This is a genomic window from Stackebrandtia nassauensis DSM 44728 (assembly GCF_000024545.1).
Lineage (GTDB): Bacteria > Actinomycetota > Actinomycetes > Mycobacteriales > Micromonosporaceae > Stackebrandtia > Stackebrandtia nassauensis.
On sequence record NC_013947.1, the window covers coordinates 886,974 to 901,060 of the forward strand.

A 14,087-nucleotide genomic window follows, 5' to 3' on the forward strand; every position below is an offset into this window, starting at 1 on the left:
TGAGCGCGTGCCGGTGGGCCCCTGCCGGACCACCGGCACGCGCGATGAGTGGTCAGGGTTTCGGACACTTCTTCCACGCGAAGTGGTACTTGGTGTTGATGTTGCCGTCGACGGAGTCCATCTGCATGAAGCTCTTCTTGGACTTGTCGGTGCCGACCTTCACACGCAGCTCGGTGTTGATGTTGAAGTTGCGTTCCTCGCCACACGGCTTGTAGACGATCTGGCCCACCTCGGTCTCGTCGGTGTACTGCCAGTTGTCGCTGTACGCCCCGGACAGCGGGTGTTCGGAGGTGGTGGTCTGCGAATTGCCTTGGAAGTAGTAACTGGCCTTCTGCAAGCCGCTCGCCTTGGATTCCAGGTGCGCGAAGCCGCGGTAGTCGGCGCTCGCGATGCCGTAGGTGAAGCCCTGTGGCACGTGGACGATCAGGTTGATCTGGCAGTTCTTGCGGAAGTCGGTCGGATCGGAGTTGCCACCCGCCTGTACCAGGTACACGCTGTAGGTGACGGTGAATGCGGTGTTGTCGGGTGCCACGGCTACGGCGGCGGTGTCCTTGGGGCAGCCGGAGCCGTTGACGGTCGCGACGTCGATGACGATCTTGTCGTCCGGCGGGTCGTCGAAGTGTTTCTTCGCCTGCGCCTGAACCGGAAGGGCTGTCAGGGCGAGGCACGCCCCGATCACGGTCCCGATACGCAGGAGGGACTTCCTCATCGTAATCCTCTATTTATCCTTTTGGGACGGTGCGCATCCGTCCGGGCGGAAAGGGCCCTTATGGGTGCAAATGTATTAATGTGCAGAGAGTACGTCAATGGCCACGTACTCTCTGTGAATCACTTATTGACCGGTACTGTCTGTCGGATGTGGTCAGATCAAGACATGCCCGAGCTGACGGGGTTCCAGCTGTTCCTCGGTTACCTGGTCCCGTTCGCGGTCCTGATCCTCGCGGTGATCCTGGTCAAGACCTGCGCGCGGATGATGGGCCTGCGGGTCGGCCTGCTGCGCGCGGCCCTGTCCAGCTTCATCGGCGTGGCCGTCGCCGGGATCACCGTCGGCCGGGCCCTGGGCCGGGAGGAGACCTCGCCCGGCGGCGCCTTCGCGATCTTCCTCGGTGTCGCCTTCGTGTCCATCCTGCTGGTACTGGCGCTCAGCGAGGCGATCATCCCCGGCACCGGCGGCCCGGTGGCGCGGATGCGTTCCGGCTACCGCCGGGTGCGGCGCTCGCAGCGCTACACCCGCATCACCGCGATCCTGGTGCGGCACGGCCTCGGCGGTTTCCTGTCCGGACGCGGCGCCTCCCGCGACTCGGCGGTGGCACTGGCCCGCTCCTCGCGCCGCGCCATGGAACAGGCGGGCGTCACCTTCGTCAAACTCGGGCAGGTGCTGTCGACCCGGCGCGACCTGTTCAGCCCCGAGGTGATCGCCGAACTGTCCAAACTCCAGGACAATGTGGAACCGGTGCCGTGGGAGAGCATCGAGCCGCAGCTGTGCGCCGACCTGGGAATGCCGGTGTCGCGGGCGTTCGCCAGCTTCGACCGGGTACCGATCGCCTCGGCCTCGATAGCGCAGGTCTACCGCGCCGAGACCCACGATGGACAGTCCGTCGTCGTCAAGGTGCGCCGCCCCGGCATCAAGGCACAGGTGGAACGCGACCTCGACATCGTCGCCCGGCTGGCCCGCACCCTCCACAAGCGCGCCGCCTGGGCCCGCGCCATCGGCGTCGTCGACCTGGCCGAGGGCTTCGCGGTGGCACTGCGCGAGGAACTCGACCTGCGCGTCGAGGCCCGCAACCTGGCCTCGGTCGCCGCGAACACCGAGACCCTGGACGAACCCGACGCCGACCCGGTCGCCAACCCGGCGGTGTACCCGCAGTACGGCGGCGAACGCGTCCTGGTCATGGAGTACCTGGACGGCGAGACGGTCGCCGACGGCGCCGAACTGCGCCGCCGCGGCGCCGACCCCAACCGGGTGGCCCGCTCGCTGCTGCGCTGCCTGCTGCGCCAGATCCTGGTGCACGGCATCTTCCACGCCGACCCGCACCCCGGCAACATCCTCCTGTTGCGGGACAACCGGATCGCGCTCATCGACTACGGCTCGGTGGGTCGCATCGACACCGGTCTGCAACTGGCGCTGCAACACGTCCTGCTCGCCGTCGACCAACGCGACCCGGCGGCGCTGCACGACGGCCTGATGGACATCCTGGAACGCACCGACGACATCGACACCGAGAGCCTCGAACGAGCCCTCGGCCGGTTCATGGCCCGCCACCTCACCTCCGGCGTCGCCCCCGACGCGGAGATGTTCGTCGACCTGTTCAAACTCATCTCCGCCCACGGCGTCGCCCTGCCCCGCGAGGTCGCCGCCGTCTTCCGGGCACTGGCCACAGTCGAGGGAACCCTCACCGACCTGGTCCCCGAGTTCCACCTCGTCGCCGAGGCCAAGTCCTTCGCGGCCCACGAGTTCGCCGCCCTGCTGGCCCCCGAATCGCTGCGCGAGGCGGCCGAGACCGAACTGCGCGCCATGGTCCCCACCCTGCGCCGCATCCCCCGCCGCCTCGAACGCATCGGCGCGGCCCTGGAGAACGGACGCCTGTCGGCCAACATCCGGCTGTTCGCCGACCCCCGCGACCGCTCCGTCATCGCCGGGTACCTGGGCCAGATCCTCATGACCGTACTGGCGGCGACCACCGGGATCATGTCCGTCCTGCTGCTCAACAGCAAGGCCGGACCGCTGGTCAGCACCGACATCCGGCTGTACCAGGTGTTCGGCTACCTGCTGCTGGTCGTCTCCGTCGTGCTGATGGTCCGCGTCCTGGTCGGCGTGTTCCGCAAGACCTAAGCGCCGCGAGGGTCCCGGCGCCGTGGGGCCCGGCTGGTGAACACCCTGGCCATGAACCCCGGCCGCAGCAGCGCCGAGGGCGGTTCCAGCAGGCCCGCGACCCGGAAGAAGACCGCGGCCACCCGGGGGTCGCGGGAGGCGGCACGGTGCACCCGGGCGACGTAGCGGTTGAGCAGCCGGATGCGTGGCGAGCGGTATCCCTCCACTTCGGGCATCGCCAGATCGCCACCGGCTCCCAGGCTCCACGGCACGTCGATCGCCTTGGAGGCGGCGGGGAAGAACCGCCGCGCCAGGTTGTCGCTCCCCTCGGCCAGGCATTCGCGCAATATGCGCGCCTGCATTCCGGCGACGGTCATGCCCTGGCCGTAGACCGGGTTGAAGCTGCACAGCGCGTCCCCGACGACCAGCAGACCGTCGGGGAACCGCCGCAGCCGCTCGAAGCGCCGTCTCACGCTGTACGGGTAGTGAAGCGAGACCGGGTCGCTCAGCGGTTTCGCCTCGCGCAAGGTCTCGCAGAAATCCGGTATCGGCATCGTCTCGGCGAACTCCTGGATGCCCTCGTCGGTGGTGGGAGGCCGAACCCCGGCCATGCCCGCGAGGGTCAGCATCCACCGGTCGCCCTCCAGGTAGCAGGCCGCCAACAGGTGCGGGAGCCCGGGAGCCGCTCCCACCAGCAGGAAGTGATCGCCGTTCAGGGCGTCGGCGGGCATGCTCACGAACCGGCTCACGTACCGCACGTCGCACTTGACGCGATCCTCGGCGGGGGCTTCGTATCCCAGCTCGGTCAACCAGGTCGCGGCCCGCCCGCCCCGGCCCAGCGCGTCCACGACCAGATCCGACGCGAGGGTCTCCACCCGGTTCCCGTCCGCCAGACGCGTGACCCGAGCCGCCGTCACCCGTCCGTCCTCATGGACGATCCCGGTCGCCTCGCAGCCCTCCCTGAACTCCACATTCGACAAGCCCTTCACGCGCGACCGTACCGCGTGCTCCAGCAACCCCCGCGAAGCGTGGATCAGCTTGGTGTCGCAGTCACCCCGGGCCAACTCGTATCCCGAGAAGACCATCCGCGTCTGCCGCATCATGTCCACATGCGGGGCACCGGCGCCGAGCAACTCCTCCGTCAGTCCGGGAAGCAGCGACTCGTACTCGCGGGCCCCATGAGCCAGCAGCACATGGTTGTGCTCCGTCTGCGGAACCCCCCGCCGCGGACTCGGGCTCGTCGGGAGCGTGTCACGCTCCACGACCACCACTTCCGAATAGAAGTCGGCCAACGCCCGCGCGGCCAGCAACCCGCTCAGACTGGCACCGAAAACCACTGCTCGCTTCATGTTCAGTCCAATGTGTCCTGGCCGGGGCTCGCGAAACGTGTGGGCACCGTATCAGAGAACGGAGATCCAAAGTCCCTGCGCCACAAACAATTTGGCTACAACGTTCATGGGCCGGCCCCAGTGGACGCCATAGCGGCCTTCGTATTCCTCGATGCGTCGGTCGTCGTCCGGCTTGTCGCGAGGCCGCGCGATCCCGAGTGCTGACAGTTTCGCGGCCGTGATCGTGTGACCGCTGTGGCACGCCGGCCACAGGAGCGCATGCGGCAGGCTCGGCTTAGCCCTGCCAGAGTTTGAGCATCATGGACTCGACGGCGATGCGGGGGCGGACGTTGCGGTCGATCGCGATGCGGCACTGGAGGATCGCGTCGATGCGGCGGATGACGCTCTCGGGGGACCAGCGGGAGGCGGCGGCCGTGACGGCCTCGGCCGCGTCGGGGTGGATCGGGTCGACGCGGGCGCCGAGGCCCTGGATGAGGACGTCGCGGTAGAAGGCGGCGAGGTCGACCAGGGCGCGGTCGAGGGTGTCGCGTTGGGCCCGGGTGAGGCGCATCTTCTGGCGGCGTTCGAGTTCCTTGATCTGGCCCGCGTTGCCGCGGGTGGCTTTGCTGGCGCCCTTTCCGGTGCCGCCCTTGCCCAGCGCGGTTTCGAGTTCGGCGATCTCGCGTTCGGCCTGGCCCTTGGTGGCGTCGGTCGCTTCGGATTCGGAGGCTTCGATGATGGCGTCGGCGGCGGTGAAACAGGCGCCGACGCTGGACAGCTGCCGGGGCACGCCCAGGACGGTGTCGCGGCGGTCGCGGGCCTGCGGGTCGGTGGCCAGGCGTTTGGCCCGGCCGACGTGACCTTGGGCCGCGGACGCGCAGAGGCGCGCCAGCGAGGGGTCCACGCCGTCGCGGGTCTCCAGCAGCCGCGCCACCGCCGCGACGGAGGGCTGGCGCAGCGGGACCAGCCGACAGCGGGACCGGATCGTCACCGAGATCTCGGCGGGGTTGGACGAGGGGGCGCACAGCAGGAAGACGGTGCGCTCGGGGGGTTCCTCTATGGACTTCAGCAGCGCGTTCCCGGCCGCCTCGGTGAGCCGGTCGGCGTCTTCGATGACGAGGACGCGCCACCGGCCGGTGCCCGGCGCGCGCTGGGCGGTGCCGATGAGGTCGCGCATGACGGACACGCCGATGGTGACGCCGTCGGGGATGACGTGGGTGACGTCGGCGTGGGTGCCGCCCAGGACGGTGTGGCAGGCCGGGCAGCTGCCGCAGCCCTGGTTCGGGCACTGCAACGCGGCGGCGAAGGCCCGCGCGGCCACCGAACGACCCGAGCCGGGCGGCCCGGTGAACAGCCACGCGTGCGTCATTCCGGCGGCGCCGCTGGTGGCGGCGGCCACCGCGTCGGTCAGGGTCTGGACGGTGTCCTCCTGGCCGATGAGCCTGTCGAAGATCTCGCCGGTCATGGCCTCATTCTCCACGCGCGACCGACACTCGTCACAGCGTCGCCTTTCCGGGGGCGAACTTCACGGTCTTGTCCTCGGCGTGCGCGTCCATCGGCGGGTTGGGATCGTCGTCATCGGCGGTCTCGCCCGGCACCGGCGGCACCACGGCGGCCACCCGTTCGGAGACCTTGGCCGCGATGTCCTCGGGGGACTGGGTCGCGTCCACGACCAGGTAGCGCGACGAGTCGTCGGCGGCCAGGTCGCGGAACTTCTCCCGCACCGCCTCGTGGAAGGTCAGCGCCTCCTGCTCCAGCCGGTCCCCGGCCGAGCCCTTGGTGGCGCGCACCAGGCCGACGCGCGGGTCGATGTCCAGCAGCACCACCAGGTCCGGCTTGAGTCCGCCGGTGGCCCAGTGCGACAGCCAGGCGACCTCGTCGGCGGGCAGTTCGCGTCCGGAACCCTGGTAGGCCAGCGAGGAGTCGACGTAGCGGTCGGAGATGACCACCGCGCCCCGGTCCAGCGCCGGGCGTACCACTTTGGACACGTGCTGGGCGCGGTCGGCGGCGTACAGCAGCGCCTCGGTGCGCGGACTGGGCGAGGTCCCCGACTCCGGGTCCAGCAGCAGGGTGCGGATGCGCACGCCCAGTTCGGTGGCGCCGGGCTCGCGGGTCAGCACCACCTCGTGGCCGCGCTGCCGCAGCCAGGCCGCCAGCTTGACGGCCTGTGTGGACTTGCCGCTGCCCTCGCCGCCCTCGAACACCACGAAGGTCCCGCCCGCCGGTGACTCGTGCACCAGCGGCCGTCCCCGCATCGAACCCCACAGGTCCTTGATCACCGGCACCCCCGGTTTGTCGTCCATCTGCCGGAAAGCAATGTAACCGGTCAGCACACCGACGACGGCGGCGATCAGCAGCAGGATGCGTCCGAAGGAGAAGTCGAAGGTCAGCGGGCCGATGTCGACCTGGCGGGCGGAGCCGTAGCCGCCGATGACCGAGGCGGCCGAGATCGTGACCATCAGGACCACCCGGGCGCTGGTGGAGATGAACGCGAACATCCGGCCGCGCACCGTGTCCTCGACCTCGCGGCCCAGCAGCGTGATCCCGGACAGGAACGCCATTCCGGCGCCCGCGCCGACGATGAGCGTCCCGACGATCGCCACCCACAGGTGCGGCGCCAGGCCGTCGACCAGCAGCCCGAAGCCGCCCACCACGATGCTCATGCCGAACCAGCGGCGTCGCGACAGCTGTCCCACCAGCGCCGGACCCGCGACGATGCCCAGGCCTAGACCGACGAAGACGGTGGCGAACAGGACGGTGAAGGCGGCCTCGCCGCCGCCCAGCGAGCGCGCGAAGAACTGGCCGGTGCCGATGATGACCCCGGCTCCGGCGAAGGCGCCCAGGATGCCCAGCACCAGGCCGCGCACCATCTTGTTGCGTCCCATGTGGCGCCAGCCGTCGGCGAAGTCGCGCAGCATGCCGCGCTGTTCCTTCGGCGCCTGCCCGGGTTCGTTGCGGCGCACGCTGATCTCGGGGATCCGGAAGAACACCACCGCGGCGGCGGCCAGGAAGGTCAGCGCGTTGAGGTACAGCCCGATCGCGGCCGGGGCCGCCCAGTCGCCGACCTCGCCCAGCGCCCCGGCCATCCAGTTGGCCTCCAGCACCGACATGACCCCGGCGGCGATCACGGGCGCGAAACCGTAGGTGGTCACGAGCGTCAGCTGGTTGGCGGCCTCCAGCCGGCTGCGGGGCAGCAGGTTGGGGACGGCGGCCTCCTTGGCGGGCATCCACATCATGCCGACGGCCTCGATGAGGAAGGTCGCGATCGCGGTCCAGCCGGCGGCCTTGACACCGACGCCGGTCCACATCGCCACCAGCGGAACCGAGGCGAACAGCGCGAACCGCAGCGTGTCGCACACGGCCATGGTGATCCGGCGGTCCCAGCGGTCGGCGAACACCCCGGCCAGCGGGCCCAGCAGCAGCGAGGGGATCAGCCGCACCACGATGACGAGGCTGAACGCGGCGCCCTGCGCCGTGGTGTTGTCGAACTGGGACGCGGCGAACAGCGACATGGCCAGCAGACCCAGCCAGTCCCCGGTCGCCGACAGTCCCAGCACCAGCCACAGGCGCCGGAACGGACGGATGCGCAGGACCGCTTTGAGATCCGAAACGCCCGACATACGTGGTCCGCCTTCGTCACAGTGGGTAAATACCCGCTCGTCTATACGAATGACAGCGTATCGGCGCGGCCCGGCGAGCCTTTGCCGCCTCGCCTATGGGTGTCGCGGCACTATGCTGAAGAACATGAGCAAGTTTCACGACAGTGTGGCGTTGCGGCAGCGCTACGACACCGCCACCGCCAAACTGGCGGCCCCGCTGGCGATCGTCGATCTGGACGCCTTCGACGCCAACGGCGCCGCGATGCGGGAGCGCGCCGTCGGCCTGCCGATCCGGGTCGCGTCGAAATCACTGCGCTGTCGGCAACTGCTGCGCCGGGCGCTGGCCGGGCCCGGCTACGCCGGGATCCTGTCGTTCAGCCTCGCCGAGTCACTGTGGCTGGTGGAGAACGAGGTCAGCCGCGACGTCGTGGTCGGCTACCCCGACGCCGACGCGCTGAGCATCGCGGCGCTGGCCACCGATTCCTCGGCCGCCGCCGCGATCACGCTCATGGTCGACGACGTCGCGCAGCTGGACCTCGTCGACGCGGTCCTGCCGCCGGTGAAACGCCACCGGCTGCGGGTGTGCCTGGACCTCGATGCCTCCTATCGGGTGCTGGGCAACCACCTGGGCACCCGCCGCTCACCGGTGCACACGCCGCTGGAAGCCGTCCGGCTGGCTCGCAAGATCAAGGCCCGCAAGGGTTTCGACCTCGTCGGCATCATGAGCTACGAGGGCCAGATCGCCGGGCTCGGCCAGGGCAGCGGTCCCTCGGCGTCGATGCTGCGACTGGTCCAGGACCGGTCGTTTCGCGAACTCGTCGAGCGGCGCGGCAAGGCCGTCGCGGCGGTGCGGCAGGTCGCCGAGCTGGAGTTCGTCAACGGCGGCGGCACCGGCTCGCTGTCCCGCACCGCCTCCGACCCCTCGATCACCGAGCTCACCGCGGGCAGCGGCTTCTACGGCCCGGCGCTGTTCGACGAGTACGACGACTTCCGGCCCCGTCCGGCCGCCGCGTTCGCGCTGTCGGTGGTGCGCCGCCCCGGTCCGGGATTCGCGACCGTCCACGGTGGTGGTTGGATCGCCTCCGGCAAGACCGGCCCGTCCCGGCAACCGCGCCCGTGGCTGCCGTCCGGCCTGCGGCTGACCGGGATGGAGGCCGCCGGGGAGGTGCAGACGCCGGTCACCGGTCCCGCGGCCGATTCGCTGCGCGTCGGCGACCGGGTCTGGTTCCGGCACGCCAAGGCGGGCGAACTGTGCGAGCGCGTCAACGAACTGCACCTTGTGGAGGGCGACCGGATCGCCGACACGGTGCCGACCTACCGCGGCGAGGGCAAGGCGTTCCTGTAACCCGGTCGCGTCGCGGTCCACATCGTTCGGCCCCCAGAGGATGTAGTTGGCGGCCCGGAAGAGGATCTCGAGCCGGTCGCGGCCGTCGTGGTCGGCGGCCAGCAGCGGGCTGCCGATCGCCAGGCAGAACGCCAGCAGGCTGCGGGCCTCGACCTCGACCGGATCGGGGCACACCAGACTGAACTGTTCCCGCAGCAGCGCCAGCCGTCGGTTGTCGACCCGGCGCAGCCGTTCGGCGACCGCCTCGTCGCGTCGCGCCCAGTCCCGCATGGCCAGGTCGAGCGGCAGCCGGTCGCCGGACAGCGTCAGCTGACCCGCCAGCCGGATCCGGGCCCGCGGGTCGGCCTCGGTGCTGTCGAGCTGTTCGAGCACGTCGTCGATGCTCTCGCGCTCCCAGGTGTCGAGCATCGCCGTGATGAGCGCGCCGCGGTCGGCGAAGAACCCGTAGAAACCACCCTTGGTCACCTTGAGCGACTTGGCGAGGCTCTCGATCCGCACCGCGTCCGGGCCGCCGTCGGCCAGGGCCTTCAGGCCCGCGGAGATCCATGTCTCGCGAGGGGTGCGCGCTGTCGCCACGGTGTGTCCCTTCCCACGTCCCACCATATATACGGAGCCGTATAAATGGGGCTATCGTTTATACGGTACCGAATATTACCGGCCCGGACCGCGAGGTCCGGACCCCTTCCGCAACGGAGATGAACGTGACATGAGCACCACAACCGCGCAGCCCACCGACAGCAGACCCGCGACACTGACCACGGTGGCGGGCTGGTTCATGGTGGTGACCGCGCTCGCACACAGCATCGTCGGCATCTTCATGTTCGCCGGGGAATGGCCCAAGATCCTCACCGGCGAACTGCAGTGGGACATGACCGTCACCCGGGACTTCCAGACCCACCTGGCCTTCTGGTTCGTGCCCGGCAGCTTCGCGCTGCCGACGATCATCCTCGGCCTGGTGGCCATCAGCCGGGGCCGCGAAGGCCGCACCCTGCCCGTCTACGTCGCGTGGATTCTGCTGGCCGACGCCATCGTCGGCGGCTGGATGGTGTTCCCGTCCGGCCACGTCTGGGGCCTGATCCCGATCACCCTGCTGTTCATCGCCCACCACCGCGCCAAGCGACTCAGGAACGCCACGGCCCTGTCGTGATGACCCGCGCGCACCGGTCGCGATCCACTTTGACCAGCTCACCGTTGGGCACGTCATTGTGATGCGCCCGCTCCCGCGCCGCCCGCACACCCCGGCCACCGGACGAATGCCGCCGCACCAACCGTCGCAGCCGCTCCTCGTCCGGTGTCTCCACATACCACAGTTCAATGGCGAGGTCCGCGATCTCGCGCCAGCCCTCGGCCGGGCTGGCCAGGTAGTTGCCCTCGGTCACGACCAGCCGCACCCCGGGAGCCACGACGTGCCGGGCCGCGATCGGTTCGTGCAGCGTCCGGTCGTAGTCGGGCACGTAGACGTCGCGGGAACGCTCCGCCAGCAGTCGCCGCAGCAGCGCCAGGTAGCCGTCCACGTCGAAGGTGAAGATCGCGCCCTTGCGATCGGCGACGCCCAGCCGCTCCAGCTGCGCGTTGGACAGGTGGAAACCGTCCAGCGGCACATTGGCCGCGGTGCCGGGCCCGAAGCGCCGGTTGAGCCCGTCCACCAGCTCGCGTGCCAAAGTGGACTTCCCGGCGGCGGGCGGTCCCGCCAGGCCCAGGACGCGCCGCTGCCCGGCGTCGGGGACCAGGGCCGCGGCGGCGGCGAGCGTGTCGGACATGACAGCGACCGTAACGCGAAGGACCCCGCCACCGGAGCAAGTGACGGGGTCCTCCGTGTCGGTTCAGGTCAGTGCTGCCTGGTTCCCTCGGGCAGTTCGCCCTTGCCCGCGGGGACCTGCGGATCGCTCCAGCCCAGGTACACGTCGCCGTAGTAGCCCAGGTCGTCGCTGTGACCGATGGCGCCGCCGACACTGGAGGCCCAGAAGCCCCCGTTGCCGTCGGCGACACCGACGTGGCCGTACTCGCTGGTGTTCCAGAAGACGAACGCGCCCAGCGGCGGGTTGGTGTCGCCCGGGTGGGCCGTGCCCGCCTCGTTGGTGGCGTTCCAGTGATCGATGGCCGAAGGCCATACTCCGGTGGTGCCGTAAGCGTTCTCGGCCGCCATCTCGCACATGCCCTCGTACTCGGAGCTGCCTTCCCGCTCCTGGTACCACTCGATGGCGCCCTGCGGGGTCCCGTCGGCGGGACTCTTCTGACTCTGCTCCTGCTGGTCGACCGTCGTCGCCGGCGACTCAGCCGAGGCGAGAGCGGGGACGAACGCGAGTGCCAGGGCCGCGATCGCCGCCGCAGCGCCGATGACCAGTCTGGTGACTGCCTTCTTCTTCATGAGATCTCCTGTGGGGCAGGGGAAGAGTGCGGGGACCATCATGCATATGCGGTATACAAACCCTCCATGACTTCACAGGGTGATCGTCAGGTAGACGCGGACAGTCTTGCCGTGCTTGGCAATCCGGCCCTGCCCCTGGTGTCGACGGTGATCGTCGTCTTAGCACCGTCCATAGAGACCTTCACGTTCTCGTCCGCCTCGATGACCGCGCTGGTGGCGCGGGCCACGACGACGGTGACGACGACGCCCGACTGCTTCGGATCGCTGACGGCCACGGCGATCTCGCCGCCGTCCTCGACCATCACCACCGAGGACGGCTGATCGACGGTGATGACACCGTCCGCCGTCCCCGGGTTCCAGAAGTTGGCGGCCCGCCGCCCCCGCGCGCCACGCACCGCGTGCACGTCCGCGCTGTTGTCGGTCACCGTGACGGACGGATCGGCGGCGTAGGCCGCCGTCGCCTCGGCATCGGCTCCCGGCAGCACGGTGTACTCATAGGACGCCGCGCTCGGTGCCGCGCCGTGGTCGAACCACACCGTCGCGAAGTCGCGCGTCACCTCATCGCCCTCGCCGCCCTCGGGATCGGCGCCGATGTCCGACCAGCGGCCGGTTCGCCTGTCGCCCAAGCCCCGCAGCCCCTCGGTGGAACCGGTGAACACGTATCCGCCCGCGCCCGGAACGCTCAACCACCCCACCCCCGACAGCGACGCGTCCCAGCCGTCGGAATCGACGCCCTCGCCGTCCACGGTGATGGTGGTACCACCGTCGGGAACCCTCCGGTTCTCCACAGTAGTCTGAGCCGCCACCTCGCTCGCGGTGATGTCACTCCCCAGCGCCACCACCACATCCCCGACGGTGAACCAGGACTTCTTGCCCTTCAGGTCGATCGGCGCCTCGGTACCCGGATCGGTCTGGGCCGTGAACGCCATCCCGTAGGCCCCCAAGCCGTCCCCGAGACTGGAACCGCCCACCCACTTGTTCGGACCCAGATGCGCCCCGAACCCGGTGTCGGTGGCCGAACGCGGATACGTCGCCTCGGTGGCCACAGTGGTCCCCGCCAGCCGGTAGGGATCGACCGTCGGCCAGAAGCCGTCGCTGTACTGCGCCAGATCACCGGTGTACAGATAGGTCATTCCCTCGCCGGTGTAGAACCCGTACAGGTTCTCGCCGTTGCCCGACTCATACGCCGCGATCCGGTTGCCGCGCGCCGAAACCGTGAACACGTACCCCTCGCGCGCGTGCACCATCCGGTCCATCGCCGCGAACTGCTTGTGGAACACCGCGTCCCCGGCCGCCGTCGCCCCCGCGACCGCCTTGCGGGTGGCCACGATCGACGGCACTCCGGCATGGTCCTCGAAGGGTTTGAAATCGTCCGCCTCGATCCAGCCCGCCAGCGTCTCGCCGATCCACTTCCCATCCTCGGTGCCGGCGGCGGGATGCAGGTACGCCGCCGAGGCGATCAGCCCCCGCGCCAGATCGTGATCGTCGGAAGCCTTGCGCGCGATCGACCGTCCCCGCACGTGCGCCAGATACTGCCCCCGGAACACCACCGGCGCGAACGCCTCCCGCAACCACGCGTAGACGTTGACTCGATCGGCATCGGTGACATCCCAGGGACTTCCCGCCAGCACCGCCAGCGACTTCGCCATGCTCCCGATCAGCACATTGCCGTACGAACCGGTGTACGCGAAATACGTGTGCTGGACGAACGAGCCGTCCCGATAGAACCCGTCACCACTGTCCACATAGTCGAACACCTGCGACAACGCGTCCCGGCCCATCGCCAGCACCGCCGCATCCCGGCTCAGCAACCCCCGCACGGCGGTGACGAGCACCTTGTCGGTCCGGTTCGCCCCGGTCTCCTCGATCGACGGATTGTTGGTGCGGTACGTCGGATCCGGCACGAAATGCGCCACCGCCCGCATGAGCTTGCCGGTCAGCTCGGCCGGAATCCCGTCCCGCAGCAACGGAACCGTCGAGGCCACCGCCATCGGCATCCCGATCTCCCAGTGCCACCAGTTCCCCTGCTCCGGCAACCCCTCGTGATAGCGATTGTCATATATCCACGACAGACCATCCACAATATCCTCGCGATACCCGGCGTTCCCCTCGTACGCCGAACCCTTGGTGCCGTAGGCGTTCGCCATGGCCTGCAACCGGGTCAGCATCGTGTTCGCGGTCTGCGCGTCGGTACCCGGCAGGTCCTCCCACAACGTGGTGCGGCCACCGTCCCTGATGAATCCGTCCCGGTACCTCTTCGCCGTCGCGTCCACCCGCCCGATCGCCGCGGCCAGCTTCTCATCGGCCGGATCGTAGTCACCCCCACCGGTCAACAACCCCCGCCACCGCTCCAACGCGGCGGCGTAGTCGTCGTCGGCGGCGAAAGCCCCCTTGGCGCCCAACAACACCGGCCCTGTGACAGCGATGGCGGCGGCGAGACTCAGAACCGAACGGCGACGAGGCATGGCGACTCCCTGGTCAGTGAAACACCAATGGCAAGCGCTTACCATCCCAGATTCCCGCACACGGGTCAACCCGTTCACACATTCACATATCCCTCAACAACCAAGTGTTTACCCCGGGTAAGCCAAAGGATGTACCCAAGTTTCGTCCCCGACGCCGATCAAACCACCCC

General features: G+C 69.3%; 10 protein-coding genes and 1 pseudogene. 3 read left to right on the forward strand and 8 right to left on the reverse strand.

Features of this window, described 5'->3' with window-relative positions; translation table 11 throughout:
• Nucleotides 1-52: 52 nt before the first annotated feature.
• Nucleotides 53-709, reverse strand: coding sequence for a DUF4360 domain-containing protein (locus SNAS_RS04140; RefSeq protein ID WP_013016123.1), 657 nt, complete (start codon nt 707-709; stop codon nt 53-55).
• A 147-nt stretch (nt 710-856) separates the two neighbouring features.
• On the opposite strand from SNAS_RS04140, the gene SNAS_RS04145 reads away from it, so the two are divergent.
• Nucleotides 857-2,833, forward strand: a complete 1,977-nt coding sequence (locus SNAS_RS04145) for an ABC1 kinase family protein (RefSeq protein ID WP_211207317.1) — start codon at nt 857-859, stop codon at nt 2,831-2,833.
• Here SNAS_RS04145 and SNAS_RS04150 read toward each other — a convergent pair.
• The 3 genes from SNAS_RS04150 to tmk all read right to left on the reverse strand — a co-directional run bounded on the left by SNAS_RS04150 (nt 2,830) and on the right by tmk (nt 7,760).
• The gene (locus SNAS_RS04150; protein ID WP_013016125.1) at nt 2,830-4,161 is read right to left on the reverse strand and encodes an FAD-dependent oxidoreductase; all 1,332 of its coding nucleotides are present in this window, start codon (nt 4,159-4,161) and stop codon (nt 2,830-2,832) included. The genes SNAS_RS04145 and SNAS_RS04150 overlap by 4 nt on opposite strands.
• Nucleotides 4,162-4,435: 274 nt before the next feature.
• The gene (locus tag SNAS_RS04155; protein WP_013016126.1) at nt 4,436-5,605 is read right to left on the reverse strand and encodes a DNA polymerase III subunit delta'; all 1,170 of its coding nucleotides are present in this window, start codon (nt 5,603-5,605) and stop codon (nt 4,436-4,438) included.
• 31 nt (nt 5,606-5,636) lie between these two features.
• Nucleotides 5,637-7,760 (reverse strand): dTMP kinase, encoded by a 2,124-nt coding sequence (gene tmk / locus SNAS_RS04160; protein ID WP_013016127.1) that lies wholly within the window; start codon nt 7,758-7,760, stop codon nt 5,637-5,639.
• A gap of 124 nt (nt 7,761-7,884) precedes the next feature.
• Between tmk and SNAS_RS04165 the strand changes: the two genes are divergently transcribed.
• Nucleotides 7,885-9,084 carry an amino acid deaminase/aldolase gene (locus SNAS_RS04165; RefSeq protein ID WP_041625554.1) on the forward strand — a complete coding sequence of 400 codons (1,200 nt, stop codon included), beginning with the start codon at nt 7,885-7,887 and terminating at the stop codon, nt 9,082-9,084.
• A 27-nt stretch (nt 9,085-9,111) separates the two neighbouring features.
• Here SNAS_RS04165 and SNAS_RS37445 read toward each other — a convergent pair.
• Nucleotides 9,112-9,660, reverse strand: a pseudogene (locus SNAS_RS37445) (TetR/AcrR family transcriptional regulator); the annotation flags it as partial.
• Between the two features lie 130 nt (nt 9,661-9,790).
• Here SNAS_RS37445 and SNAS_RS04175 point away from each other — a divergent pair.
• On the forward strand, nt 9,791-10,231 hold the full coding sequence (locus SNAS_RS04175) for a DUF6463 family protein (RefSeq protein WP_013016129.1): 441 nt from the start codon (nt 9,791-9,793) through the stop codon (nt 10,229-10,231).
• Here SNAS_RS04175 and SNAS_RS04180 read toward each other — a convergent pair.
• From SNAS_RS04180 to SNAS_RS04190, 3 genes are all read right to left on the reverse strand, one after another.
• Entirely contained in the window at nt 10,206-10,844 is a 639-nt protein-coding gene (locus tag SNAS_RS04180; RefSeq protein ID WP_013016130.1) for a nucleoside/nucleotide kinase family protein, read from the reverse strand. The genes SNAS_RS04175 and SNAS_RS04180 overlap by 26 nt on opposite strands.
• 68 nt (nt 10,845-10,912) lie before the next feature.
• Nucleotides 10,913-11,452, reverse strand: coding sequence for a hypothetical protein (locus SNAS_RS04185; RefSeq protein WP_013016131.1), 540 nt, complete (start codon nt 11,450-11,452; stop codon nt 10,913-10,915).
• A gap of 86 nt (nt 11,453-11,538) precedes the next feature.
• Nucleotides 11,539-13,917, reverse strand: a complete 2,379-nt coding sequence (locus SNAS_RS04190) for a polysaccharide lyase 8 family protein (protein ID WP_013016132.1) — start codon at nt 13,915-13,917, stop codon at nt 11,539-11,541.
• Nucleotides 13,918-14,087 lie beyond the last annotated feature (170 nt).

Coding starts and splice junctions, on each gene's coding strand:
- SNAS_RS04140 (WP_013016123.1), bottom strand. CDS start 709: ATGAGGAAGTCCCTCCTGCGTATCGGGACCGTGATCGGGGCGTGCCTC.
- SNAS_RS04145 (WP_211207317.1), top strand. CDS start 857: ATGTGGTCAGATCAAGACATGCCCGAGCTGACGGGGTTCCAGCTGTTC.
- SNAS_RS04150 (WP_013016125.1), bottom strand. CDS start 4,161: ATGAAGCGAGCAGTGGTTTTCGGTGCCAGTCTGAGCGGGTTGCTGGCC.
- SNAS_RS04155 (WP_013016126.1), bottom strand. CDS start 5,605: ATGACCGGCGAGATCTTCGACAGGCTCATCGGCCAGGAGGACACCGTC.
- tmk (WP_013016127.1), bottom strand. CDS start 7,760: ATGTCGGGCGTTTCGGATCTCAAAGCGGTCCTGCGCATCCGTCCGTTC.
- SNAS_RS04165 (WP_041625554.1), top strand. CDS start 7,885: ATGAGCAAGTTTCACGACAGTGTGGCGTTGCGGCAGCGCTACGACACC.
- SNAS_RS04175 (WP_013016129.1), top strand. CDS start 9,791: ATGAGCACCACAACCGCGCAGCCCACCGACAGCAGACCCGCGACACTG.
- SNAS_RS04180 (WP_013016130.1), bottom strand. CDS start 10,844: ATGTCCGACACGCTCGCCGCCGCCGCGGCCCTGGTCCCCGACGCCGGG.
- SNAS_RS04185 (WP_013016131.1), bottom strand. CDS start 11,452: ATGAAGAAGAAGGCAGTCACCAGACTGGTCATCGGCGCTGCGGCGGCG.
- SNAS_RS04190 (WP_013016132.1), bottom strand. CDS start 13,917: ATGCCTCGTCGCCGTTCGGTTCTGAGTCTCGCCGCCGCCATCGCTGTC.